23 protein-coding genes and 1 tRNA gene are annotated in these 22,809 nt (G+C 40.3%); 3 read left to right on the top strand and 21 right to left on the bottom strand.

The window, feature by feature from the left end; all coding sequences use genetic code 11:
- Positions 1 to 59 precede the first annotated feature (59 nt).
- The 3 genes from PEDSA_RS08495 to PEDSA_RS08485 all read right to left on the bottom strand — a co-directional run bounded on the left by PEDSA_RS08495 (position 60) and on the right by PEDSA_RS08485 (position 3,565).
- Positions 60 to 404, bottom strand: a complete 345-nt coding sequence (locus PEDSA_RS08495) for a hypothetical protein (RefSeq protein ID WP_013632746.1) — start codon at positions 402 to 404, stop codon at positions 60 to 62.
- A gap of 2 nt (positions 405 to 406) precedes the next feature.
- Positions 407 to 1,399 (bottom strand): aldo/keto reductase, encoded by a 993-nt coding sequence (locus tag PEDSA_RS08490; RefSeq protein WP_013632745.1) that lies wholly within the window; start codon positions 1,397 to 1,399, stop codon positions 407 to 409.
- A 132-nt stretch (positions 1,400 to 1,531) separates the two neighbouring features.
- Positions 1,532 to 3,565 carry a TonB-dependent receptor gene (locus PEDSA_RS08485; RefSeq protein ID WP_013632744.1) on the bottom strand — a complete coding sequence of 678 codons (2,034 nt, stop codon included), beginning with the start codon at positions 3,563 to 3,565 and terminating at the stop codon, positions 1,532 to 1,534.
- A gap of 120 nt (positions 3,566 to 3,685) precedes the next feature.
- On the opposite strand from PEDSA_RS08485, the gene PEDSA_RS08480 reads away from it, so the two are divergent.
- The gene (locus tag PEDSA_RS08480; protein WP_013632743.1) at positions 3,686 to 4,318 is read left to right on the top strand and encodes a YceI family protein; all 633 of its coding nucleotides are present in this window, start codon (positions 3,686 to 3,688) and stop codon (positions 4,316 to 4,318) included.
- A gap of 44 nt (positions 4,319 to 4,362) precedes the next feature.
- On the opposite strand, the gene PEDSA_RS08475 is transcribed toward PEDSA_RS08480, so the two are convergent.
- From PEDSA_RS08475 to PEDSA_RS08465, 3 genes are all read right to left on the bottom strand, one after another.
- Positions 4,363 to 5,448 (bottom strand): lactonase family protein, encoded by a 1,086-nt coding sequence (locus PEDSA_RS08475; RefSeq protein WP_052305779.1) that lies wholly within the window; start codon positions 5,446 to 5,448, stop codon positions 4,363 to 4,365.
- Positions 5,449 to 5,532: 84 nt separating this feature from the next.
- Positions 5,533 to 6,318, bottom strand: coding sequence for a murein L,D-transpeptidase catalytic domain family protein (locus tag PEDSA_RS08470; protein WP_013632741.1), 786 nt, complete (start codon positions 6,316 to 6,318; stop codon positions 5,533 to 5,535).
- 135 nt (positions 6,319 to 6,453) lie between these two features.
- Positions 6,454 to 8,418, bottom strand: a complete 1,965-nt coding sequence (locus tag PEDSA_RS08465; protein WP_169311984.1) for a tetratricopeptide repeat-containing sensor histidine kinase — start codon at positions 8,416 to 8,418, stop codon at positions 6,454 to 6,456.
- Positions 8,419 to 8,985: 567 nt separating this feature from the next.
- Here PEDSA_RS08465 and PEDSA_RS08460 point away from each other — a divergent pair.
- Positions 8,986 to 9,058, top strand: a tRNA-Lys gene (locus PEDSA_RS08460).
- On the opposite strand, the gene PEDSA_RS19860 is transcribed toward PEDSA_RS08460, so the two are convergent.
- Together PEDSA_RS19860 and PEDSA_RS20275 are read right to left on the bottom strand one after the other, a co-directional pair.
- The gene (locus PEDSA_RS19860) at positions 9,012 to 10,589 is read right to left on the bottom strand and encodes a recombinase family protein (protein ID WP_013632739.1); all 1,578 of its coding nucleotides are present in this window, start codon (positions 10,587 to 10,589) and stop codon (positions 9,012 to 9,014) included. The two genes, PEDSA_RS08460 and PEDSA_RS19860, sit on opposite strands and share 47 nt — an antisense overlap.
- Positions 10,590 to 10,615: 26 nt before the next feature.
- Positions 10,616 to 10,777, bottom strand: a complete 162-nt coding sequence (locus PEDSA_RS20275; protein WP_169311983.1) for a hypothetical protein — start codon at positions 10,775 to 10,777, stop codon at positions 10,616 to 10,618.
- Positions 10,778 to 11,436: 659 nt separating this feature from the next.
- Here PEDSA_RS20275 and PEDSA_RS08450 point away from each other — a divergent pair.
- Entirely contained in the window at positions 11,437 to 11,970 is a 534-nt protein-coding gene (locus PEDSA_RS08450) for an antirestriction protein ArdA (RefSeq protein ID WP_013632737.1), read from the top strand.
- A gap of 299 nt (positions 11,971 to 12,269) precedes the next feature.
- Here the strand turns inward: PEDSA_RS08450 and PEDSA_RS08445 are convergent, their stop codons facing one another.
- From PEDSA_RS08445 to PEDSA_RS08385, 13 genes are all read right to left on the bottom strand, one after another.
- Entirely contained in the window at positions 12,270 to 12,707 is a 438-nt protein-coding gene (locus PEDSA_RS08445; protein ID WP_013632736.1) for a response regulator, read from the bottom strand.
- Positions 12,708 to 13,044: 337 nt separating this feature from the next.
- Positions 13,045 to 13,443 carry a DUF3872 domain-containing protein gene (locus tag PEDSA_RS08440; RefSeq protein ID WP_407635957.1) on the bottom strand — a complete coding sequence of 133 codons (399 nt, stop codon included), beginning with the start codon at positions 13,441 to 13,443 and terminating at the stop codon, positions 13,045 to 13,047.
- 59 nt (positions 13,444 to 13,502) lie between these two features.
- Complete coding sequence (locus PEDSA_RS08435; protein WP_013632734.1) at positions 13,503 to 14,060, bottom strand: conjugal transfer protein TraO; 558 nt, start codon at positions 14,058 to 14,060, stop codon at positions 13,503 to 13,505.
- A gap of 17 nt (positions 14,061 to 14,077) precedes the next feature.
- Positions 14,078 to 14,980: a conjugative transposon protein TraN gene (gene traN, locus PEDSA_RS08430; RefSeq protein ID WP_013632733.1), complete on the bottom strand. Its 903-nt coding sequence runs from the start codon at positions 14,978 to 14,980 to the stop codon at positions 14,078 to 14,080.
- 101 nt (positions 14,981 to 15,081) lie between these two features.
- Entirely contained in the window at positions 15,082 to 16,407 is a 1,326-nt protein-coding gene (traM, locus tag PEDSA_RS08425) for a conjugative transposon protein TraM (protein WP_013632732.1), read from the bottom strand.
- Entirely contained in the window at positions 16,394 to 16,678 is a 285-nt protein-coding gene (locus PEDSA_RS08420) for a hypothetical protein (RefSeq protein WP_013632731.1), read from the bottom strand. The genes traM and PEDSA_RS08420 overlap by 14 nt, the downstream gene beginning before the upstream one ends.
- A 13-nt stretch (positions 16,679 to 16,691) precedes the next feature.
- Positions 16,692 to 17,111: a hypothetical protein gene (locus tag PEDSA_RS08415; RefSeq protein WP_013632730.1), complete on the bottom strand. Its 420-nt coding sequence runs from the start codon at positions 17,109 to 17,111 to the stop codon at positions 16,692 to 16,694.
- 10 nt (positions 17,112 to 17,121) lie between these two features.
- Entirely contained in the window at positions 17,122 to 17,745 is a 624-nt protein-coding gene (gene traK, locus PEDSA_RS08410; protein ID WP_013632729.1) for a conjugative transposon protein TraK, read from the bottom strand.
- A gap of 13 nt (positions 17,746 to 17,758) precedes the next feature.
- Positions 17,759 to 18,754: a conjugative transposon protein TraJ gene (traJ, locus tag PEDSA_RS08405; RefSeq protein ID WP_013632728.1), complete on the bottom strand. Its 996-nt coding sequence runs from the start codon at positions 18,752 to 18,754 to the stop codon at positions 17,759 to 17,761.
- Between the two features lie 3 nt (positions 18,755 to 18,757).
- Positions 18,758 to 19,390: a DUF4141 domain-containing protein gene (locus PEDSA_RS08400; protein WP_041537362.1), complete on the bottom strand. Its 633-nt coding sequence runs from the start codon at positions 19,388 to 19,390 to the stop codon at positions 18,758 to 18,760.
- A gap of 81 nt (positions 19,391 to 19,471) precedes the next feature.
- The gene (locus tag PEDSA_RS08395; RefSeq protein ID WP_013632726.1) at positions 19,472 to 21,979 is read right to left on the bottom strand and encodes a TraG family conjugative transposon ATPase; all 2,508 of its coding nucleotides are present in this window, start codon (positions 21,977 to 21,979) and stop codon (positions 19,472 to 19,474) included.
- Complete coding sequence (locus tag PEDSA_RS08390; protein ID WP_013632725.1) at positions 21,976 to 22,308, bottom strand: DUF4133 domain-containing protein; 333 nt, start codon at positions 22,306 to 22,308, stop codon at positions 21,976 to 21,978. Before PEDSA_RS08390 ends, PEDSA_RS08395 begins: the two co-directional genes overlap by 4 nt.
- 11 nt (positions 22,309 to 22,319) lie before the next feature.
- Positions 22,320 to 22,625, bottom strand: a complete 306-nt coding sequence (locus tag PEDSA_RS08385; RefSeq protein ID WP_013632724.1) for a DUF4134 domain-containing protein — start codon at positions 22,623 to 22,625, stop codon at positions 22,320 to 22,322.
- Positions 22,626 to 22,809: the final 184 nt, after the last annotated feature.

Here is a 22,809-nt window from a genome sequence, read left to right as displayed (position 1 = left end):
AACAAAAGCATTTCGATAGGGATTTATTATGACAAGAGATAGATCTTATAATTGAAAAACTAATTGTTTTTAGTGCTTGAAGGAGTCGGTTTATGACTGTGTTCATTACAATTAGTAAAAACTCGATTCCACTCTGTTAACTTGTCGTTAATGAAAACCAATTTATACTCTTCGTTGACATCGCTTTTATAGGCTAAAATTTCTTTTAAATTTTCCTGGCTATCTTTTGATGCGGAGTTTACTATATAATATTTCCCCATAGCCTTAATTACTTCATTTTTGCTCATTCCAAGATTAATACTTCTCATACGTTGATTGGCATCGTAATTAACCACGTTATACATAGAACATCCAAAAATAAATAGGGAAACGAAAAAGGATAAGCTTATAAGTGTTTTTTTCATAGTTATTTCAAATCAAGTTTTGCAACTTCTGCATTTATATAGTCTATTTCCGCTAATGATAAGTTAATATCAGCCGATCTAGCGTTCTGAACAGCCTGTTCAGCGTTTCTTGCACCCGCAAGTGCTACAGTGATACCGGGCTGTTCTACCGTCCATTTTAGTACTAATTGTCCTAAGCTAGCATTTTTAGCTTTAGCAATGTGTTCAATATTGCTCAAAAATTGATTTACTTTTATCAGGTTTTCTTTTTGATAAAATGGAAGCCCCGCTCTGTGATCACCTTCATTAAAATGATGATCTTCTTTAATCTTGCCTGTTAACAATCCCCTCTCCAATGGACTATAAGCCAAGATACCTTTATTTTTCTTCAGTACATAAGGGACTATAGTTTTTTCGATTGCTCTTCTCAACATACTGTAAGGTATTTGATTTGAAGCAATATTTATAGTTTTTTCAGCTTCCTGCATTTGTTCTAAGCTGTAATTACATACGCCCGCATAACGAACTTTACCATCTTTGATCAATTGGGCAACAGCTTCAAAAGTTTCATGGATAGGGGTAGTCACATCTGGCCAATGAATTTGATACAGATCTATATAATCTGTTCCCAGTCTCCATAATGAATCCTCGCACTCCTTAATTATACTTTCCTTACCAGCATATTTATAGATATCGATATCTTGTCCGGAATTATTTTTACTTTTAAAGCCAAAGTCCCCCTTAATTAAATCCCAGCGCATCCCAAATTTAGTTAATATCTGAACTTTGCCTCTATCTAACTCTTTGATGGCTTTCCCTACAATTACTTCGCTATGCCCCTGTCCATATATTGGAGCGGTATCGATAGAAGTCATTCCTTCATCGAATCCTGCCTTAATTGCTTTAATAGCATCGTTTTCATCAGAGCCTCCCCACATCCATCCTCCGGCTGCCCACGCACCGAAAGCTATTACTGATAATTCTAAATCCGTGTTTCCAAGTTTCCTGTATTTCATAGTATTAAGTTTTAGATTTTTAAATAAAAGTAAATAGAAGGTTCAACCAAATTTCAAACCACATTTTTATTGTCGATTAAAGTCAATACGTCAAATACTCAATAACAAATACTCAAAAAAATATTAACGATACTAAAATTTGATATTTGCTCCAGCAAAGAAAGAACGGTTTGCAGCCGGATTGAAATATCTGTTTCCAAAGGCATTTATGTCGTTTCCTAAACTATAAGTTTCATCCAATAGGTTGTCAGTTCCAATATAAAAGTTTAATAAACTTTTGTTCAGTTCCTTTTTCCAGTTTAACCGCATTTGTATAAGATGATAAGCATCCGCAAAAACAGTTTCGGCATCATTTAAAGATGTTTTGCCATTGTACTGATGTTGTATAAATACAGATAGATTGTGTTTAAGGTCGAAGTTTAGCCCGTTTGTCAGGCTTTCTTTTGGAACACCTGTTAGTATATTTCCCGAGTAATTATCATTTCCAATGATATAATTGGTGAATTTGAAACCCGATAGGGTAGTTGCCGATGTCCAATATATTTTCTTTATGAAAGCGGCCTTTAAATCTAATAAAACAGCCTGTAACTGCAGTTCTATTCCTTTTTGCTTAGTGCCACCTGCATTCAGGAAATAATCTTTTGAATCCTCATTTTGTCGTTTTACAATAGCATTGTTCATCCTGTAATAAAATGTGCTAAAATCTAAGAAGAGGCTCTGTTTTTTATTGTTTAATCTGATTCCGGTTTCGTAGTTCCATCCGGTTTCCGGTTCCAAATCAGGGTTTACCCGGGCATCATTAGCTCTTATTTCAGCTGTCGTAGGGAAAGAGTAACCTCTGCTTATAATACCTCTTATGGCTATGTTAGGGTTGATAAGATAGGATGCCGAAATACGAGGCATTAGACTTGGATCGAATTTTTTAGATCCGGTTATCGAATTAATGGATTGAGGTAACGGTTCGAAATCTACATTCCCAAAATTTAAGCTTAGAGAAGCGTCTGCTTTAAAACGTTGTCCTATTCTTACTGAATATCTATTAAAGATAAATTGAGTTTCATTTTTAATTCTATCGGCAGCAATAACATTACCGGCAACTCCAGAATTATTAGTGTGGTTTATAATGTCAGCACTTCCGTGTTGATATTCCCATCCTAAATTCCATTGCCAGTTAAAGTCTTCATTGGGTGTCCTGTTTTTTAATTCTAAATAAGTTCTTAAAGCCCAGTAACTTTCTTTTCTTGTTTCGTAGTTTGTGAAAAATGGGTTTTTAAAATCCGTTGTGATTCCAGACACAGATATTACATGTTTAAAATTGGGACTAAATCTTGTCTCATGTGCAAGTCCACCGAAAAAGCTCTTATTATAAATACCCACACTTAATTCTCTGGCATTAGCTCTTGCTCCTTTCGGATTTTCCTGCATTTGTGCTAAGGTAAGTCCGCCCGGTGTCTGATAGTTCATGTCGGAATAAAAGCCAGAAAACCTTATTTCTGCATTCGGATTGTATCGCCATTTTTGTTGAGTTTGGATGAAGAATCTATTGGTTTCTGTGTTTGCTCTATAGCCATCGCTCCTTTGATAGGCCTGGTTAAAACTTGCGCTATAATTATTGTGATTTTTATCAGCATTTATGTATTGGGAAAACAGACCGTACGAACCGGCAGCAGTTCCTGCTTCCACAGCGTCTGTTTCTGAGGAACTGTTGAGAAGAATGACTCCACCGGAATTAGCTCCAAAAAGGCTACCATCCGGTCCTTTTAATATTTCGATGCGCCTTATTGTATTTTGATCAATAAGGTTTAAATAGGTGTTTCCACCTGCATCGGTTAAAGGGAAATCATCATAATAAACTTTAATATTCCTTACACCGAAAGGAGATCTTAATACACTACCACGAATAGACAGGCGATAGCTTCCCGGAGATCGTTCTTCCATGGAAACTCCGCTGATACTGTTTAGCGCAGGAACTAATGACCGTATATTCCTTTCTTTTATGTATGATTCTTTTAATGTCGCAGCCGAAGAAGGTAAACTGATCAATGGTTGATCCTGTAAATAGGCTTTAACTTTCACCTCAGAAAGGTTTATGCTGTCTTTTATAGTTTGACAATAGCTTAATAGGGGTTGAAGTAAAATGAAGGCAATAGAATATAAAAGTTTCATCTGTGTTTTAAGTAGTGTTTAAAGCTATATAAAAAAGTCGAAATTTAATATCTGAAACTATTTCGCCTAAAAAGTGTTTAAATATTTTATTAATTTAATCTAAAAAAAGAAACTTTTGTTATGAAAAAACTAGTATTACCACTTTTATGTGTTGCTCTTTTTGCAGCTTGTAACAATAATCCGAAGGGAAACAAGGCGGCCACGAGTGAAGCTGTTACGGATAGTTTATCAACAGAAGGAACTGTGTATAATATTGATACAGTTTCGTCTACTTTGCATTGGACAGGGAGTAAAGTAACCGGTTCGCACCATGGAACAGTTAGAATACAGTCAGGAAAAGTTTTGCTGAATGGTCAAAATCATTTAGTAGGTGGAGACTTTACTGTAGATATGAAATCTATTGTTAATGAAGATTTAAAAGGGAATGACGAGTATAAAAATAAATTGGAAAACCATTTGAAAAGCGAAGATTTCTTTCACGTAGAAAAGAATCCAACAGCTACTTTCAAAATTACCGAAGTTAAGAACCAGACTTCAACAAGTGCTGATGTTTCAGGAAACCTGACAATAAGAGGCATTTCGAAAAATATCACTTTTCCTGTGCAATTGGTGTCCAGCTCCAACGATGCAGTTACAGCAACAGCGGATTTTAACATTAACAGAAAAGATTGGGGTATAGTTTATGAGGGAATGAAAGATGATTTAATTGCTGATGAAATCAATCTGAAAGTATCTGTTACTGCAAAAAAATAAAAAATTGAATAATTATAGAAAAAGCTCGGAGATGCCGGGCTTTTTTATTGCTGCTTAGAGAAAATCAGACAAACCGGAGATCCAATATTTATTTTGTTTCCGGTATCACTCAGCGTACCAGTTTTCTTATCCCTTTTAAAGACAATAACATCATTGGTATTTTGATTTGCCACCAATAAGAAATTGTCTGTAGGGTCTATAGCAAAATTTCTAGGAGCTTTACCCAGTGTACTTTGATTACCTGTTCGGATTAATTTTCCGCTTTTTTTATCAACTGAAAAGATTACAATTTCATTTGCACTGCCTCTGTTACTTGCATATAAAAACTTTCCATCCTTGGAAATATGAATGTCAGCAGCTCCGTTTACTCCTGAAAAATCATCGCTATTCATTCGTATTTGTTGAATTTCGCTAAACTTGTCATCGTTAAGTACAAGTACAGAAACTGTTGCCTCCAGTTCATTGATCACGTAGGCAATTTTACCCGTCTGATTGAAAGTTATGTGTCTTGGACCAACTCCTTTTTCGAGTTCGATATATTCCTGAGAAGGGTAGGGGCTTAGTATTTCCTTTTGTTGAGGATTGTATAAATATCTGTATATTTTGTCTGCTCCCAAATCAGCGGAAAGGAATTGATCAGTGTTCGGAATATTTATAATACTATGGGCGTGGGCCGAATTTTGCTGCGGTTTGATACCTTTCCCCAAATGTTGTATAAGTTGGTCTATTTTGTGTATTTCACCTTTTTCACCGATAGGAAATGAGCTTAAGTTTCCACTGCTGTAATTTGCAGCAAACAGATATTTATCATCATTACTTAAAGTCACATAGCAGGGATGAACACCATTTGTACGCTGTTGATTAATTAATTTTAATCGTCCGGTTGTCTGATCAAAATCAAAAGAATAAACCAAGCCACCATTTTCTTCGCCTACAGAATATATTTTATCCTGCTTTTTGTTGAAAGTCAAAAATGATGGATTTTTTATTTGTTCCGTATTGCTAACAAATTTTAAACCGCCGATTTTTGTGTCGAACTCATAAACAAATATTCCCTTGTCCTGTGATTTGGTATAGGTTCCAATCACAAGGAAATACTTGTCTTTAGCACTACATAATGAATGATACATGGTGTTAAGAAGAAGGAATATCGTAGTAAATAACAATTTCATTTTACTAATATAACTTCTTACCAGGAAAATAAAAACACTGGTTTATATGTTTCTGATACTGTTTTCGGCTTTTTCTTTATCAAGAAAAACTGAGTTGTATTCTTTCGGCCCGTTTATAAACATACAGGTTTTATCTTTTATCAGACTGATGATCTTTTCATTTAAATAATCCGGAACAGCCGGACACCCGTGACTCCTTCCTAAACGGCCATGCGTATTAATGAAATTTTCGCTAACATAAGACGCTCCATGTACCACAATAGCTCTTGTTCTTGCTAAATTATTTATACCCTTATCAAGCCCGTCTAATCGAAGGGATAGCCCGTGTTTGCCTTGATAAGTCTCGTTAGTCACATAGAAGCCTAAACTGCTTTGGTGAGATTCTGCAAGGTTAGAAAAACTATTTGCAATATCGTCTCCGCTTCCTCTTCCATGTGCTACGTAAGTGTTTAATAGTACTGATTTATTTTTTAAATCAATAATCCACATTCTCTTTTCAGTACTCGATTTGCTGAAATCAATTACAGTAAGAATATCTTTATCATTATTCAGTCTGTTTTCGCTCTTTAGATTAATAAATCCGGTTATCGCTTTTTCAAAAACTGAAAAGCCCAGCCCTGTTTGCTGTAAATTGATGGCTTGGTATATGTTACTGATTTCGCTAGAAAAAGGAGGTTTTTCTACAGGTTTTAGTTTTAAAGTATCGGAGTTTGTCGATTGTTTCTCCGAAAGATTATTGTTAATATCCGTCCAGCTTAGGATAGAAATAGTAACTAAAAATAAAAGCAAAGGTGTAATAAATTGCCAGATTTTATTGTATTTCTTCATATCTCCCTTTTATTTCTTTTCGATAGTATTATTTGTATAATAGCTTTATACGTTTATTTATACCTGAAATTGTACAAGGTAACCTTACTCTATCTGTAAATGACAATTAAATGAAACGAAGCTTAGCTATTTCCTTTATGAAACAATATAAGAAGAATCTTTGTCTTTTTCTTCTGCTAAAGGCATTTCTAAATAATAAGGTACTGAAAAAGTTACAGTGGTGCCTTGGTTAAGCTTACTTTTTACAGAAAGTTTACCTCCACTTTTTTTTACTAAATCTCGGCAGAAAAACAATCCCAATCCGGTTCCCTGTTCCTTTTTAGTTCCTAATGTTGTCTTAGTCTGTGGTCCAAATAACGAATTCAATTGCTCTTGATCCATACCAATGCCTTCATCTTTTACCTGGATAAAAACATAATTATCAATAATCTCGGCGCCAATATATATATTTTGAGAGTCGTTGGAATATTTTATCGAATTTAAAACAAGGTTTCTGATGATTATAGTTACCAATAAAGCATCTGTATAAAAATTAACTGATGGATCTATAGTATTATAGATATTGATATTTTTCTCTTTAGCAAAAGGGACTAAAGTTTCTATCCTGTTATTAACAAATTCGAAAAGATTTACCTGCTTAAATTTAAGGTTGAAGCCTTTTAATTGGGATTTGGCCCAGACAAGCAGGCTATCTAATATTTGACTTGTGTTTTTAACATTTTTTGAAATATGCGGAATAACCGTTTTTAGGTCCTGCTCATCGATAATATGATTTTCTAAAAGCTCTAATATTGAGCTAAGATGTCCAAGAGGTTTCCTTAAATCATGGGAAATTATAGTAAATATGACGTCCTTATATTCATTCAGTTGTACCAAGTCGCGGGATTGCTTGTCAATTTCTTTTCTATTAGCTTCAATTTCCTTGTTTTTGAGCATTAAAGCATTATTGATCTGTTTTTGGTTGTTATGATTTTTAATGCTATTAATTGCGAGTACTCCTAAGCAGGCAAGCACCAGAATAGTGAAAAAAATAATGATCTTTTGTTTTTCAATTCTAACCATTAATTCTTCTCGCTGTTTGCTAACTCTTAAATCATTAATCCTTTTTTCCTGAGATAAGTCCAGATTGGCAGATAGCTCCGAAATATTTTTTACATGAATTTCGTAGGTGTTCAGTCTGTTTAAATCGTGTATCTCTTCCTGAATTTGGTATGCTTTGTCGAATAATTGCTGTCGGGCGTAAGTCTCTTTCAGTTGATTAAGAATTGTGATTCTCACCGGCGTTAATTTAACATCACTTAATAAGCTTAAGGCTAGTTTACTTGTCGATTCGGCTTTGCTAAATTCATTTAGTTGATTATGTAATTGAGCTGTATAGCCCAATGCATATAGCTTACAATATAAATGATCATATTTTTTACCTATTTCAAATGCAGTTTTTAAGTTCTTTTCTGCTAAAAGAAATTGGTTTTTTGAAATAAATACTCTGCCCAGGTCTGTGTAGGATAGGCTTAACAGAAAGTAGTCTTTTTCTTTTAGTTTTGATTGTAGATCGATCGCCTTATTAATAAAATCTTCTGCTGCTTTTATGTTTCCTGCATTTAGATGGGCATTGTTTAAACCCACATATGCATAGCACATCGTCAGCGTGTCGTTTATAAGACCGGAAGCTTTTACACTTTGGGTCAAATAATCGATAGCTTTTTTATTTAGTTTCAACGAAGTAAAAACCTGACCGATATTATTTAAATGAACACCGTAGGAATCAGTGTTTTTTAAGGATTTATCAATTTCAAATGATTTAACATAATTCCTCATTGCGTTACTATAATCACCAATATAGTCGCAAACAATTCCGAGATTGGTATAAATTAGAGATTGTTTGTCTAAATCTTTTAAGTTCTCAAATAATAAAAGAGATTTGTTATAGTACTTTATAGCGGAATCAGGCTTTTGTAATGACTCGTAAATATCAGCCATATTCAGACTCGATTTAGCTATAAATAAAGTGTCCCTAATGTTACTGAATAACATACCTGATTTTCTGAAGTACTTTATAGCCTCCGTGAAATTGCGTTTTTGGATTGCCAGCTCGCCCATTGTAAAATAAGATAGTGCAATACCTTTCTTGTAGTTTATTTTTTTTGAATAATTGTAAATTATGTTTATTTCTTTTTGTTGGGAGGATTCGTTAGGACGCTTAGCAATCTGATTTAGGTAAAGTCGAACTTTTTGAGTGTCTAACTGGGTTGTATCTAGTTGTATATCTGATGAATTTTTGGTAAAAGAGATGCCTGACTTGCTTTTGTCTTCCGGAACCGGGGACAATTTCAAGTTGTAAAATAGCAAAATCAGTGTTAGAGCGAGGTTTAGCATTAATTCGCTCTAAAATTAATAAAATTATGTTTTTAAATAAAATAAACTTTTGAAATTTCCGCTTATTAAATCTGTTGGTGATTTTACTTAAAATGAAAAGATGCTTTAAGATCGTGGAAATTTCGTTTTCTTTATTATTATAATTGAAAGGTTTTTAATTTATAGCGTTTACGTGCTTATGAGAGATAAATTGAATAGTTCTAATTTTATTGAAATTAAATTTGCGTTTTAGAAATCGTTTATTACCTTTGCACCACATTAAACAATGGTATTGCGCTATAATTAATGTAAGATTCCGTAGCTCAGCTGGTAGAGCATTACACTTTTAATGTAGTGGTCCTGGGTTCGAATCCCAGCGGGATCACTTCTTGGGACAAGTCTAAAAATGATAGACTTGTCCCTTTTTTTTTGCCCTGTAACTTGCTGTTATTCTGATAAATAAGAGCAATCGCAGAATTTAGTCTCGGAGTTCGATGTCTTGTTCCGTCAAATTCCAAAAAATCGGGGAACATCGAACTCACTATAAGCCTTTTTTCCTCAATATCGCCGTTTTCATAGCGTCTATCAATGTTTGCGACCTTTTTTAAGGTAGATGCAACTAAATCCTTAATCTCTGTTCCGACCACCGCCAAGTCATTTAATCTTCGTTCCAAAACCTCAATCTTTCCTTTGGTCAGTTTCTTTACTTCTTGGAAATCATCGTCTTCCATTTCTCCGTCCGCATTCTTTAAAAGTGCATTTTGATAGCGTTTGTTCAACGCATCAATCTCACCAATGATATTTGCCCGTTCGGTATTTTGGGCTTTGGTTTTGTTATTGAAATCTTTAATAAAGGCTTCGATGAAAACATCGATCATGCCCTCTTTTGGCGACATATACCGTAATTGTTTTAAGAAAGCCTCATTAGCGGTTTCAGCTTTGAACCGTACTCCGCAAGCGGAAGTGCAATGATAGTAATTGTAATAAACCCCCATCTTGCCTTTTGAGGCACTTCCGGTCAGCATACGCTCACATTTAGGGCATTTGAGAAACCCTCTAAGTGGCAAATTGTCCATAGCCACGATTTTAGGCTTTACAATCCTCTTTCTCCCATCGAGAATATCCTGCACATCAGCAAAGGTCTTTTCGCTGATTAAAGGCTCGTGTTGTCCTTTGACAAAATATCCCTTTTCCTCTTTGTAGGGAGGGATGAATATTTTGCCACAGTACAAAGGGTTACGGACGGCTACCCAAAAATTATTTTTGCTGAACCGACCTTTCCCCTCAGCTTTCTCCCGAACCATTTTCCATATCTGTTCCGTATTAAAGTTATTGGAAACGATTTGTTCAAACGCCCATTTTAAAAGCGGTGCTTCAAAATCATGGGGTGCAATGAATTTCTTTTTGCCTTCTGTTATCTTATTGATATACCCCAATGGAGCAGTACCCATATAACGCCCCTCTTTTTTCGCCCTGCGCATTCCGTGAAAAACGTTCAATGCACGCCTGTCGTTCTCAACTTCAGGTGAAGCAAGATAGAACGCAAGCATGATTTTATTTTCGGGAATGGTAAGGTCTAAAGGCTGTTCTATTGCCACAGGTTCAACGCCATGTGTACGTAACTGGTTAATCATTTGGTAGGCATCCCCTGCGTTCCTACTGAACCTATCCCATTTGGTAAATAGTATTATTGACCCCGCTTTGTTGTTCTTTGTTTTACGTAGGTTAGATAAATATTTCTGCCACTCTGGACGTTTGAAAGATTTTGCTGAATGGTCTTCTATGTACACATCTCTTACCGGAATGCCTTTGATTTCACAATATCTTCTTAGCCTGTCTTCTTGGTCACGTTGCGAATACCCTTTGTCCGCTTGCTCGTCTGTCGATACACGTATGTATAAATCTGCCTTTCTCATCACAACAGTTTTCCTTGTTCATTAGATTAAAGTTTTCCTCTTAGATACTGGTTAACTGCAATGTGAGCTATCTTCTTAACAAAATCCAAGATGGTTTTTGCTTCCTCTATATCGACCTCTGTTCCTTTCTTTTTCAAGATTTGTATAACTCGTTCAGGAGTTAAATCGTTCGTTTTTTCTTTCTCCATCCTCAACTCATTTTGCATGTTAACCGTTCGGATTAATCCGCATAGACAAACTTATCGAGTTGATGGAAGGAGTATTAGAATATGTCTTCTTACTGGATTACTTGGCTTAGATTGGCTCATAGCATTACAATAGCCTAAGCACATTTACGGCATTCGCTTAGCTACTGACCGCAAAAGAGCTTATGGCTATGATTGGGAACAGGAGATTGAAGATGTCGTTCCACAGATTTGGCTGTTCCACTCCAAACTTCAATCACCTGTAGCTGTACCAACAGATATTAAATTCTTTCTGAACCATTTCCCTAATGCTATCCTCACTACTTCCACGATTGGTTTTACGTAAAAATCGAGTATGCCTGTTGTTTACGTTTCATGGAGCAAAGGTATGTCCGTGTTCTTAACGTAGTCAAAAGGTCAAGACAAGTTTGTAAAAAAAATCTCCACCTATGGGTAGTATTTTTTTTTCCAAAACCTTGTGCCTACTAAACACTAACCTTTTATGCTCCCGAAACGAAACACAGCATACTCCGGCTCTTTACACGAATAAAAAAAATGTCAGGCATGAGGATTATAAGCATTGGAAATAGTATTGAAACAAAACAACAGCACCTCCTCTCATTGCCGAATAAATCAAAAAAATAATTCAAAACTGTAAAGAAATGATACAGCAAATAAACACATCGGAAGCAAGAGTATATGTCGGCACATACGCAAAATATAACAACGGTTCAATCTTCGGGGAATGGCTAAAGCTGTCAGACTATGCCGATAAAAAAGAGTTTTACACAGCTTGCAGGGAGCTACACAATGACGAGGCAGACCCCGAATTTATGTTCCAAGATTATGAGAACATCCCGAACGGCTTAATCGGCGAATGTTGGATGAGCGACAGCATATTTGAGGTTTTGGAGGCTTTGGAAGCTATGAACGAGAGCCGACAAGAAGCATTTCTAATATGGTGCAACAATGGACACCGTAAGCTATCCGAGGGCGATATTAACGACCTAATAAGCGACTTTGACGATGACTATATAGGCGAATATAAGGACGAGGAAGATTTTGCCTATGAACAGGTAGAGCAAATGGACTTGCCCGAATTTGCAAAAACGTACTTCGATTATGAGGCTTATGCCCGTGACCTGTTTTGCGGTGATTATTGGAGCGATGGAGGTCATGTATTTTACAATTCCTAACCCATAGGCGACCACCTTTGCAGATGGTCGCCTAAAAAATAATTAAAGTTTTAAAAAATGACCTCAAAGCATGATACGGGCATGATTCGGAAAAATGCTTTACTCTAAAATTCGGTCGGGCAAAAAGACAGATCCTTCCCAGGTCGGAACCGTCTTTTTGCAGAAAGCGGAACAACCACTTTGTAAAATGCTCCGTTCCACAATACCAACACATCTGCATTTCCCAAACAGGTTGTGTCGTAGTGGACTACTTTCTTTCATGAGTGAAACGAAAAAGAAAGTAGCAAAGAAACCAATATTTATGATTGATTTTTAAAATATTCCGTCACTATTCCACTAATCCCTACACTGAAATATTTTTTGTTTTCGCTCAATGCTCTAATGGCTGTCACTAATTCTTCGGGATCGGAAAATTTCAAGACATACCCCGATACACCTGCCTTTAGCACATCCCTTACACGCTCGGTATCGTCTTCCGTACTTGAAATTAGGACTTTTAAATCGGGGTGTTTTTTGAGCAAAACTTTAGCGGTGGCAAAGTCTTCCTCGATGATACAGACATCCGGCCACCCGCCATGCTCTTTTAACTTTTGCAAGGCTTCCTGCCCGTTACCTGTTTGGAACAATACCGTATAGCCCGATTTTTCAAGTTGCTTTACAGACATATCCCGAAGCTGTGCATTGTCATCTATGACTGCTACACAGACATTACTTTTGTTGTCTTTTCCAGTATTCATAATATCTGTTTTAAAAGTAGCAACCTGCAATAAAAAAAGCGCAGGCAACTACACTTACTCGATACTGGGGTACTGGTATACCTTATCTCCAAATAAGCGAGCGCCCACGCCTATAGCGTGAGCGTTCTTACTTATTGTCTCGGAGATATAAAAATTACCAGTTTTCAGTACCAAGACTTAAAGCAAAAACACTTTAAGTATTTTAATATTTTCTATTAGCAAAGATAACGAAGCGGTTTATTATACACAATAATATAATCCTATCCTTTAGGAGTAAAACACACTATATATTAAGCCTAAAAAAAATCCTGCCACATCGGGCAGGATTTTCACGTCTTTAATCACGGCTGTTAAACTGGAAACTTATCTGTTTTTCGTTCCCGAAATTGTCCGAAATCCAAACATCAAACGACTGTGATACGGTCGATTGGGAAGTGTAATACAACCTAAACTGTGTCTGTGGCAACACGTACAGGTCATTGGGCATATACGGCGGTTCGCTGTAATAGCGCAATGCTCCCTGTCCGTCAAACTGGAAATATCGGATAAAGTATTTCGCATCGCTGAAATTGCCCGACCGTTGAACGGTAATCCGTATTTCAACGGTCTGCCCGTTTGTCACCTCTTTGGGTACAGGCATCACCTGTACCTCAAAAGGGTAATTCTGCCTGATGTCGAGTTCGTCTTTTTCGCACGAGGTAAGCACCACGGAGCAGACCAACATCGCCAAGAGCATGAACGATGCCTGTAAATGAAGCCTGTATTTTCTGATTAATGTTTTCATTGCAAATCATTTTAAAAGTTAAACCTTAGTCCAATCCCTGCCGATGGACGAAACTGTTTCAAATCCGTACCCCAAAGCACTTTTGTCCGCCCTTGCAGGAGCAGGACAAAACGGTCGGACAGATACGTTTCGAGCGTAAGCCGTCCGCCTGTACCATAGACAAAATTGTCTTTGTCAAGGATGGTTGAGCCGTCCGGTAGCACTGCCTCGCTCCGGTTGATGGTTTCGTAACCTGCCACGGCTGTAAGCCCTGCATTCAGCGTGGTGGTCTTCCGTGCATCGCCCAATAGCTGAAGACTGTAACCCACCTCGCCCGTATAGGTTTCGAGCGGTATCCGTACATCCCTGTAACCGGAAAGCTGATGGGCATATTCCGCACCCCATATCCAGTAATTGCCGTTCTTTCCGTTCACGGTAAGGGTCAAATTCAGATAGTAATTGTCGCTTACTTCTTTGGACAGCATACCTGCGTTTACTTCCAATCCCTTTTGTTTGGGGAGCATTCGCTGTGCCTGTACCGCCGTGATGCTCCACATGGCAAGCACCACGGCAAAAATGTATTTCATCATTGTTCTTTCGTTTTGGGTTAATTAATCTTTAGGTGCATATCGTTTATCAACTTGGCATTTACGAGGTCGGAATTTTCCACCTGTAATACCTGTTGTCTGCCACCGTTTTTTTCAAAGATTTCAATCACAAGAACCTTGTCATCCGTGATGGTAAACTGGTCGAGCAGGAACACGTTTTGGTCGGTCGTATTGCCCGTGATTTCGCCGAGTGTTTTGTACGTCCGCAGTGGTTGCATTGTCTTTTCCTGTACCACGGTACGCTTGGCGACTTTCTTGTCCACCACCTTGAAATTCACAAAGTCAATATTGAACGGCACATTGCTTTTGTTGCGCAGTTCCGTATGGAAATAGAATTTTCCATGATGCACGTAGATACCTTTCAGCAGGAATTGTATGCCGTAGCTTTTCGACCCGATATGCTTTACAATCCGTTTGTTTTTCTTGTAAATCGTTTCCATGAGCAAGCCTGCCAGTGACGGAGAATTGCCCCCTAATTCCTCAAACAGAACATCGTTGCCGTTTTCCCTGTCCGATGCCTTTTGCATCGTCAGCAAATCATAATTCAGCGTTGAGGGATAAGCACTGTAAAAGACGTTGAAATTGTAGAAACGACCATCGTCCGTAATAACCGAAAAATTGGTTTCCTCGTCAAAATCCCTTACGCTTGCCTTAATGCGCAAGACGTTTTCCGCATCTTCGGCTTTGCCTGCGATAAGGTATTCACTGCCCAAATCCACGTAGCGGATAGCGGACGGAAATATCAGATGCGAGGTTTTGCTGTACGTCACCTGCATTTCGTAAGGCTCTACCTTGCCCATACTCAATTTTGTGGTATTGGATGCAACTTGCTGTGCATTTGCTCCTGTAATAAAGGCTATCAAACATATCGTTGCCAAGAGACTTTTAAATATTGCGTTCATATCGTTATTATTTTATTTTCAATGGTGATATGGAATGTCCATGTGTGTTGATTTTTTGGGAAACATGGACATTTCATTTTCGTTTTTATTTTAGTTGAACATTAGTTTTTTGAAACAAGGAAAATTTGATGACCGGCTTTGACGGTTACTTTGGGTGTCCTCACTTTCTTAGAGAAGTAACCCGACACACCCTGTACCACACCCCGGGAAAGGTCGCCTGCCATCTGCTGACCTGCCGAGCGTGTCATCATAATGGATGTGCCGGAGGTTTGGCTCATGTTGGAGGCTATCTCACTTAGGGCGTTCATTTCGGGCGAATATGGCACATATAGCCCTTGCTGTCCGTCCATATCGTACACGGTTATATCGACCGGAATAATGTTGCCCTCATATTCGATGGACGTTACTTTTAACTGCAATCTGCCTCCTTGAAACTTGGCATTTGCCGTTAGCACCGTTCCTGCCGGAATGGAGCGGACAGGCGTTTGTGCCGTTTCCAACAGGCGCAAACGCACACCACTTTCGCCCGTCACGACCTGTGTTTCCTGTACCACTGCCTTGATGCTGTTTTTGAGCTGTATGACCTGCTGGGAAACACCTGCCGTATAAAAGCCACGGTTTCGGGTTTCGTTCCAGTTTGCCAAAAAAGCACTGTCGGTCGGTTCACGGTACAATGCGGAAACCGTATTTTTCCTTGCAGGGGTGAATACCATAAAATGCTCCTTTTGCGAGGCACTCTTTGCGGAAACCATTGTGTCCGTACTGTTCGGCTGTGCAGGAGTTTGTGGCAGGTAACGGGAAGCCATTTCGTATGACTTTTCCATCAAAGCCAATTGGTCTTCCATTGTTGTTACAGGCGGTACGTCTTTTTCTGCCAACTGTTCTTTGAGTTCCTCAACCTGTTTGCGGAGTTCCTGCGTTTCATAATCGCTGTTGTCGTAGAACGAGGTCAGCGTACTTTGCGCATGGCGGTAACTGTTCAGAGCAGGGTTGCTGTTCCTGCGTCCACCACCGCCGTAAGCGTAGCCGTCCTCGTAAACCTCATCCGGTTGCTCCGCTTCCGGATCGGCGGTACTGTCCTCGCTCCAATAGTCGGATAGTGACAAGAGCGAATTGCGCTTTTCCTGCATTTTCTGTTCGAGCATTTCCTGTTCATAAGCCTTTTGCTTATCGGATTGAAGCCCTGCATCGCTTGCCTGCGGTACGGCATCGTTCAGACCAATATCCTCGACCGTTTTCTTATCGGAGGACGGTTTGAAGATTAGGTACATACAGCCGAGGAACACCACGCCCATAAGGGCAAAAATGATAGGCTTCTTTAGCTTGTCGGCTTTGTTCTGCATCCCGTCCTGGGTTGCATCCATTCCGTTTTTCGGGTCGTCATCTTCGACCAAAAAACTTACCTTTTTGTTTTCACTGTCTTTCATGATTTTTATCTTTTAAGATTGTTGTAATACTGTCCTGCGGAGATACCGAGGAATTGTTTTGCCTAATGGGGTTTTCGATATGCTCAATGGTCATGGTATTATCGGAATGCGCTACATCGTAGCACACTTCGAGCAGTACAATGACGGACAGCAGTGCATAGCCTGCAAAGAGCAGTAGCGTATAGCGATGCTGTTTTCGGGCAGGCATCGATCGCCACTGTCCATCGAGCTTGTCAAACCAATTACTGATTGCTGTTCTTAGATTTTTCATGACATAATCCGTTTTAGAAACTGAACCGCTTTTGTCTGTGAGCCGTCTTTTGCTCCGGTGCATCGCTCACCATTGCGATTGCCTCCTTTGCTTTGGGAGCGGTCACTACGGACAGGTCGGTCAGTTTCTCTTGTTTCAGTAATTGTCCAAACTGGTCTTTTCTCGCAACCTCCATTTTATTGAGGAAGAATTTGCCTTTTAGGTATTTCACCCACATACAGCATTCTACACGGGGTTTGTCATCGCCTGCCCATTGAAGGTAGCCTGTCAGCAACAATTCCTGTTTAGCTATACCTTTGGGGTTGTCGGCGAGGTATTCGCTGATGCTGTCTTTCAATTTTCCGGCATACGCACCCTGCGTTTGGAAATAGCCGTCATATCCTTTGGCGGTAAGGATTTTGGCAAATGTGTTCAAATCTGATATTGCTTCCATAATCTTGATTTTAGCGGTCTATGACTTCAACATCCCTGTTTTCCAACACGGCAAACTTTTCGATATTGAAACCTTGCGGATTGTTGTCAGACTTGACCGAGTTTAACAATAGGCATGAAGTGACCAAATTCCGTCTGGTCACATTGCTTGGACGGATGATAAACTGTTTGGCATACGTCCGTACTGTATAGGGATAGGTATCGAAGTTGCAGACCACGCTGTCCACTTCGATGCGCTGTTGCACATTGCCCGAAATGATACGGTTGTAATAGCCTTTTTCCGAAAGGTCTTTGTAGTAATCGAATGCCGATTTGTCGGCAAGATTAAAAGCCCTTTTCATGTTGCTTTCGATAGCGTTCTTATCCGGTGCGAGCGTAAAGAACAGTTCATGGAAACGTTTAACGTGTTCCCTTGCCTCAACAGGTCTGTTGATGCTTGCATCCTGCGAGAGTGCCAACATCAAGGATTTTCCTTTGTCCAATACATATATTTTTTGGCGTTGTGCTTCCGCAAACTCATAGGCTTTCCATGCGCTAAAGCCTACCACACCAATACAGAGTACGGCAAATACGATGGCGTACAGCCGTATTTGCCTAAAGCTGTTTTCTATATTTCTTAGTGTTTTAAATTCCATTGCTTTCTTATTTTTATTTGTTCATTAACCTGCCACCGATATTGCCTGCCACTGCACCTGTTCCGGCTCCGGCAATATTTCCGGTTTTCGATGCTGTCTGATTGACGTTACGCATGAAGTTTCCTGCGCCTCCGGCTTGGATAACCCAACCTGCCACCGTTGGAACGGTGAAATAGCCAACTATGCCGATTATCATAAAAATGATGTACACGGTATTGGATGTGTCGGGGATAAACGTGGGGTCGGCAAGCATATCAATATCCCGTTCGATGATGAGGGATTGTATCTTGGCTAGCATGGAGCTGAACATATCGGCGATGGGCAACCATAGATATACGCTGATATATCGGGTCAGCCATTGCGTGAGTGTGGACTGAAAACCATCCCACACTGAAATCGCAAAGGCAATCGGCCCGAGTATGGACAGCACGATAAGGAAGAATGTCCGTATGGTATCTATGACCAGTGCCGAGGCTTGGAAAAGTATTTCCAATAGATTGCGAAACCATTCCTTTATCGCTTTTTCAATTTTATAGGCTTGTCGGTCAAGGTACATTCCCGACATGGTTGCCAAATCCGATGGCGACCACCCCAATTCATCCAGTTTCTTATCAAATTCATCATCACTTACGAGGTAAGCGGTTTCGGGATTGCGGAGCATTGCCTCCCGTTCCAACAGGTCTTTTTGTTGCTGTAACTTGTTCAAGTCAAGCACTTGGTTTTCGAGTATCGCATTTGTGCCTTTTACCACCGGACTTAATACCGCATTGATAGTTCCCAATACGATGGTCGGGAAGAACATAATGCAAAGACCGATGGCGAACGGTCGCAGGAGCGGAAAAACGTCTATCGGTTCGGCACGGCTCAACGCCTGCCACACTTTTAGTGCTACGTAGAACAGTGCGCCCAATCCGGCGATGCCCTTAGCCACTGTCGCCATATCGGCAGACAGTGGGAGCATCTCATCGTACAGCGAGCGCAGGAGTTCGTGAAGATTATTCCATTCCATAGCTTACCAGTATTTTTGTTCAGCAGTTCCGTACAGTTCAAGCACCCTTTGGGTGTTGTTCTGTTTCTTAGCCCTCAAAATGCTTACGGATATATTCTTATTGGTGTAATACCGTACAAGGCTGTGGTAGTCCTTGACTTCTTTGTACACCTTATCAATAATGTCCATACGTTCCTTGTCATTGAGGGAAAGTGAGGTGGAGGTAACAATCTGTTTCAACTCTTTGAGTAGTTCCGTACTCTCGTTCAAGAGCGTGGAATAACCGTTGGCGATTGCCGTCAGTTCCTGCGGGCTGAAATTGGGGTCGTTCATCATCTTGCCAAAATTGTTCACGTACATTTCGGACACATCGCCCACGAGCAAAACCGTCTGTTGTACCTTACGGGCATCTTTCACTAAGTTGTTTACGGCTTGCAGTTTGTCGTAATATTCCTTGCCCTGTTCATACACTTTTTTGACTTCGTTAAAGTTCTTTACCACGTTCGATACAGTGGATGAGGTCTGTATGATTTCATTTGCACTGTTGATGATGCCCGATGCAAGGTTTGCAGGGTCGGTAACCACAAATTGTGCCTTAGCGGAGGGTGCAACGGCAAGCATAAATGCCGTACACACCAGTAACATTGTTTTTTTCATTTTGATAATTTGTTTTTTAAAGGCAATGAAGCTTGTACCGTTGCACGGTACAGGTTTCATTGTTCTGATTTTTTTAAATGATTAATAACTATTTGTACTTTCACGTCTCTGTTGGGCAATGCGCTTGATTGCCAGTTCCACATTGCCGTTCAGTTCGGAAGCCAGTTGCATGACTTCCATCTTTTCGGTTTCTTCGGTCGTATAGGCTAAGTATTCTTCGAGCGATACCTCTGTCGCATACACGGCGGAGTGCGTACCGCCAAGCCCAATCCACACCTCTTTGTAAAGTCTTGACGGGTCGTTGTTCTGATTGATGGAAAGGATTTGCGCCTTTTCCTTTTCCGTCAGTCCGAGCATAGCTTGGATGTCGTCAAACTTGTTCATGTACTTGCGTTGGTCTAAGAGGATTTTGCAGTCGGAGTTATTGATGATACTTTCCTTGACCACGGGTGATTGGATAATGTCGTCCACCTCCTGCGTGACCACGATTGCCTCACCAAAGAATTTCCGCACCGTCTTAAATAGGTACTTGATGTACTCCGCCATGCCCTCTTTGGCGATGGCTTTCCACGCTTCCTCAATGAGTATCATTTTACGCACACCTTTGAGCCTGCGCATCTTGTTGATGAAGACCTCCATAATGATGATGGTCACTATGGGAAAAAGGATTTTGTGGTCTTTTATCGCATCAATTTCAAACACGATAAAGCGTTTGGAAAGCAGGTCGAGTTGCTTGTCCGAGTTGAGCAGGTAATCGTATTCACCGCCCCGATAGTACGGCTCTAATACATTGAGGAAGCCTGCGAGGTCAAAGTCTTTTTCCCTTACCTGTTTTTCTTCGAGTACCCTTTTGTAATCACCCCGTACATACTCATAAAATCCGTTGAAAGAGGGATATTCATCACTTTGCTTGATACGGTCGATGTAACCGCTCACGGCATTGGACAACGCCACTTCCTCCGAACGGGTCGGCGGTTCATCGTCACGCTTCCATAGCGTAAGGATGAGTGTTTTGATACTTTCCCTTTTCTCGATGTCAAATACACCATCGTCTGTATAAAACGGGTTAAATGCAATGGGGTTATCCTCGGTATAGGTGAAGTACACACCGTCTTCGCCTCTGGTCTTTCCCTTAATCAACTCGCACAATCCTTGATAGGAATTTCCGGTGTCCACGAGCAGGACGTGTGCGCCCTGTTCGTAGTATTGACGTACCATGTGATTGGTGAAAAAAGACTTACCACTTCCCGATGGCCCCAAAATAAATTTGTTGCGGTTCGTGATAATGCCTTTTTTCATAGGCAGGTCGGAAATGTCCAAATGGATGGGTTTGCCCGTGAGCCTGTCCGCCATCTTGATACCGAATGGTGATACCGAACTTTGGTAATTGGTTTCCCCTGTGAAGAAGCACAATGCAGGTTCGATGAACGTGTAAAAACTTTCCTCTGCCGGAAAGTCACCTGCATTACCTGCCATGCCTGCCCAATACAGTGTGGCAACATCCACCGTATTATGCCTCGGCTTGCATTCCATCAAAGCGAGCGCACTGCCCGTATCGTTCTTTAGCTGTTTGAGTTCGTTCCGGTCATCCGACCACGCCATCACATTGAAATGCGCACGGATAGAGGACAGCCCGAAGCTGTGCGCTTCGTTCAGATACCTTTCAATCCATTCTTTGTTAATCTGATTGGCTCGGCTATACCTCGCCAGTGAGTGCATATTACGGGCTGACTTTTCAAACTTGCGCAGGTTCTCATCGCTGTTATCCAAAAACAGGTACTGGTTATAGATATGGTTACAACTAAGGAGCAGACCGACCGGAGAAGCAAAGGATAGCGGGCAATCGCTCCTGTCCGTGGACAGTTTTTCATACCTCGAATTGGACGATACCGTGTTGGGCAAATCGTCCGTATCGGATAGTGTGTGCAGGCACAGCCTTTTGTTTCCGATACGCATATCCTCACTGCCCAAAGCTATATCCTGCATAGGCGTTCCGGCTTCCCTTGACAGGGTAAGGTACTGTTCGAGCAATCCCTGTCTGTCGCTTGTTCCGATAATGTCATCCTCGGTCAAGCGTTCCAGTTTCACAAAACCGCTATCATTGATAATGCGCTCAAACTGTGCGACCGCTTCCATAAACCTGCGCACGGTTTCTTTATCCCTAATTTCTTTCGGGATAAGGACACCTTTGCAAAGCGAACTAAAGTTGCTCTGCATCCGCATCCTTTCCTTTGTCGTCTTGGTTAGGAACAGGTAACAGTAATGGTTTAAAAAAGGACGTTCGTTGAAATGCTGTTGATAGGATTTTGCAAGAAAACTCTGGTCTTCCTGTGCCATATCCGGCGCATAATTTTCCTTGATATACCAGTCCTGTTTGTGTACAATGGTGTAATCCGGCAAAGTCTTGATAGCCTTGTGCCATGCCGAATGAATGGCATCGTATTCTGCCGATGCTACCGTGAACAGTTCCGGCAGATGTACCCGAAAGCAAGCCGTGATGTCCGCATCCTTTGATATGATGCAGTTGTGTTCCACCGCCAGTAATGGAAACTTGCTCTCCAACGTTGTGGCTTTTCCTGTATTTCTCATAAATGACTGGATTTAGAAGTGAATTTTAAATAGCGGTGTACGGCTCTGCGACAGATGATGTATTTCGGATGCCTTTTCTTTGCCCCGACTTTCATTAGTCCGTGTTCGCCGTATTTACCGTTCAATGCGAATGTTTGCCATACGATGAGCGATGCTCCGCCTGCCCCGACAAACAGGCAGATGTAAGAGTTTACACCTGCCATGTACATAATCATGACGAGGATAAGCACACCGAGCAGACCACCTGCGAAGATGAACAGGTACTGTGCTTTCAGCCCTTTGAACTCGACCGTTCTGCCGATACCTTTATTGATATTGTAATTGCTCATAGTACGCCAGGTTAAAGGAAGAATGAGCGGAGAATGGTAGCCGCTACGATTAAGAAGATACAAGCCCCAAACCACGACGCCGCCGTCTTGCTTGTATCGGGGTCTCCGCTACTAAATTTGTTGTACACCTTAACGCCTCCGATTAGCCCGACCACCGCTCCGATGGCATAGATCAACTGCGTTGCAGGGTCGAAATAACTCGTTACCATCTGCGTAGCCTCTTGGATGCCTGCCGAGCCGTTGCCCTGTGCGAACACACCAAATGCCGACAGTAACGCAACGCCTGTCAGCAACACTTTTTTGTTTTGTTTTTCCATGATTTAACTGAATTAATTTGTTACTACTTTCCCGTCTCCTGCGGGCTTTCGCAACAAAAGTCTTATGGAAATCGAAGCGGTACGGGAAAGTGGAAATCCGTGGAATTAGTTGGCGGTGAATGGCTTTTTATAGTAATTTAATCACTTGATTATTAGCAGAAAATTCTTAAATTTGAACTTTTAA

Origin of the sequence: Pseudopedobacter saltans DSM 12145 (assembly GCF_000190735.1) — a bacterium.
Taxonomy (GTDB): Bacteria; Bacteroidota; Bacteroidia; order Sphingobacteriales; family Sphingobacteriaceae; genus Pseudopedobacter; species Pseudopedobacter saltans.
Note: the sequence above shows the minus strand (reverse complement) of the source record. Positions and strands in the feature narration are given on the sequence as shown.

What these genes read in the sequence shown, in the direction of transcription:
- PEDSA_RS08445 (WP_013632736.1), bottom strand. Translation starts at nt 12,707, where the DNA reads ATGAATACTGGAAAAGACAACAAAAGTAATGTCTGTGTAGCAGTCATA.
- PEDSA_RS08495 (WP_013632746.1), bottom strand. Translation starts at nt 404, where the DNA reads ATGAAAAAAACACTTATAAGCTTATCCTTTTTCGTTTCCCTATTTATT.
- PEDSA_RS08415 (WP_013632730.1), bottom strand. Translation starts at nt 17,111, where the DNA reads ATGGAAGCAATATCAGATTTGAACACATTTGCCAAAATCCTTACCGCC.
- traJ (WP_013632728.1), bottom strand. Translation starts at nt 18,754, where the DNA reads ATGGAATGGAATAATCTTCACGAACTCCTGCGCTCGCTGTACGATGAG.
- PEDSA_RS08480 (WP_013632743.1), top strand. Translation starts at nt 3,686, where the DNA reads ATGAAAAAACTAGTATTACCACTTTTATGTGTTGCTCTTTTTGCAGCT.
- PEDSA_RS08400 (WP_041537362.1), bottom strand. Translation starts at nt 19,390, where the DNA reads ATGAAAAAAACAATGTTACTGGTGTGTACGGCATTTATGCTTGCCGTT.
- PEDSA_RS08490 (WP_013632745.1), bottom strand. Translation starts at nt 1,399, where the DNA reads ATGAAATACAGGAAACTTGGAAACACGGATTTAGAATTATCAGTAATA.
- PEDSA_RS08390 (WP_013632725.1), bottom strand. Translation starts at nt 22,308, where the DNA reads ATGAGCAATTACAATATCAATAAAGGTATCGGCAGAACGGTCGAGTTC.
- PEDSA_RS08450 (WP_013632737.1), top strand. Translation starts at nt 11,437, where the DNA reads ATGATACAGCAAATAAACACATCGGAAGCAAGAGTATATGTCGGCACA.
- PEDSA_RS08435 (WP_013632734.1), bottom strand. Translation starts at nt 14,060, where the DNA reads ATGATGAAATACATTTTTGCCGTGGTGCTTGCCATGTGGAGCATCACG.
- PEDSA_RS08440 (WP_407635957.1), bottom strand. Translation starts at nt 13,443, where the DNA reads ATGCTCTTGGCGATGTTGGTCTGCTCCGTGGTGCTTACCTCGTGCGAA.
- PEDSA_RS19860 (WP_013632739.1), bottom strand. Translation starts at nt 10,589, where the DNA reads ATGAGAAAGGCAGATTTATACATACGTGTATCGACAGACGAGCAAGCG.
- PEDSA_RS08475 (WP_052305779.1), bottom strand. Translation starts at nt 5,448, where the DNA reads ATGTATCATTCATTATGTAGTGCTAAAGACAAGTATTTCCTTGTGATT.
- traK (WP_013632729.1), bottom strand. Translation starts at nt 17,745, where the DNA reads ATGGAATTTAAAACACTAAGAAATATAGAAAACAGCTTTAGGCAAATA.
- traM (WP_013632732.1), bottom strand. Translation starts at nt 16,407, where the DNA reads ATGAAAGACAGTGAAAACAAAAAGGTAAGTTTTTTGGTCGAAGATGAC.
- PEDSA_RS08385 (WP_013632724.1), bottom strand. Translation starts at nt 22,625, where the DNA reads ATGGAAAAACAAAACAAAAAAGTGTTGCTGACAGGCGTTGCGTTACTG.
- PEDSA_RS20275 (WP_169311983.1), bottom strand. Translation starts at nt 10,777, where the DNA reads ATGGAGAAAGAAAAAACGAACGATTTAACTCCTGAACGAGTTATACAA.
- traN (WP_013632733.1), bottom strand. Translation starts at nt 14,980, where the DNA reads ATGAACGCAATATTTAAAAGTCTCTTGGCAACGATATGTTTGATAGCC.
- PEDSA_RS08420 (WP_013632731.1), bottom strand. Translation starts at nt 16,678, where the DNA reads ATGAAAAATCTAAGAACAGCAATCAGTAATTGGTTTGACAAGCTCGAT.
- PEDSA_RS08485 (WP_013632744.1), bottom strand. Translation starts at nt 3,565, where the DNA reads ATGAAACTTTTATATTCTATTGCCTTCATTTTACTTCAACCCCTATTA.
- PEDSA_RS08470 (WP_013632741.1), bottom strand. Translation starts at nt 6,318, where the DNA reads ATGAAGAAATACAATAAAATCTGGCAATTTATTACACCTTTGCTTTTA.
- PEDSA_RS08465 (WP_169311984.1), bottom strand. Translation starts at nt 8,418, where the DNA reads ATGGGCGAGCTGGCAATCCAAAAACGCAATTTCACGGAGGCTATAAAG.
- PEDSA_RS08395 (WP_013632726.1), bottom strand. Translation starts at nt 21,979, where the DNA reads ATGAGAAATACAGGAAAAGCCACAACGTTGGAGAGCAAGTTTCCATTA.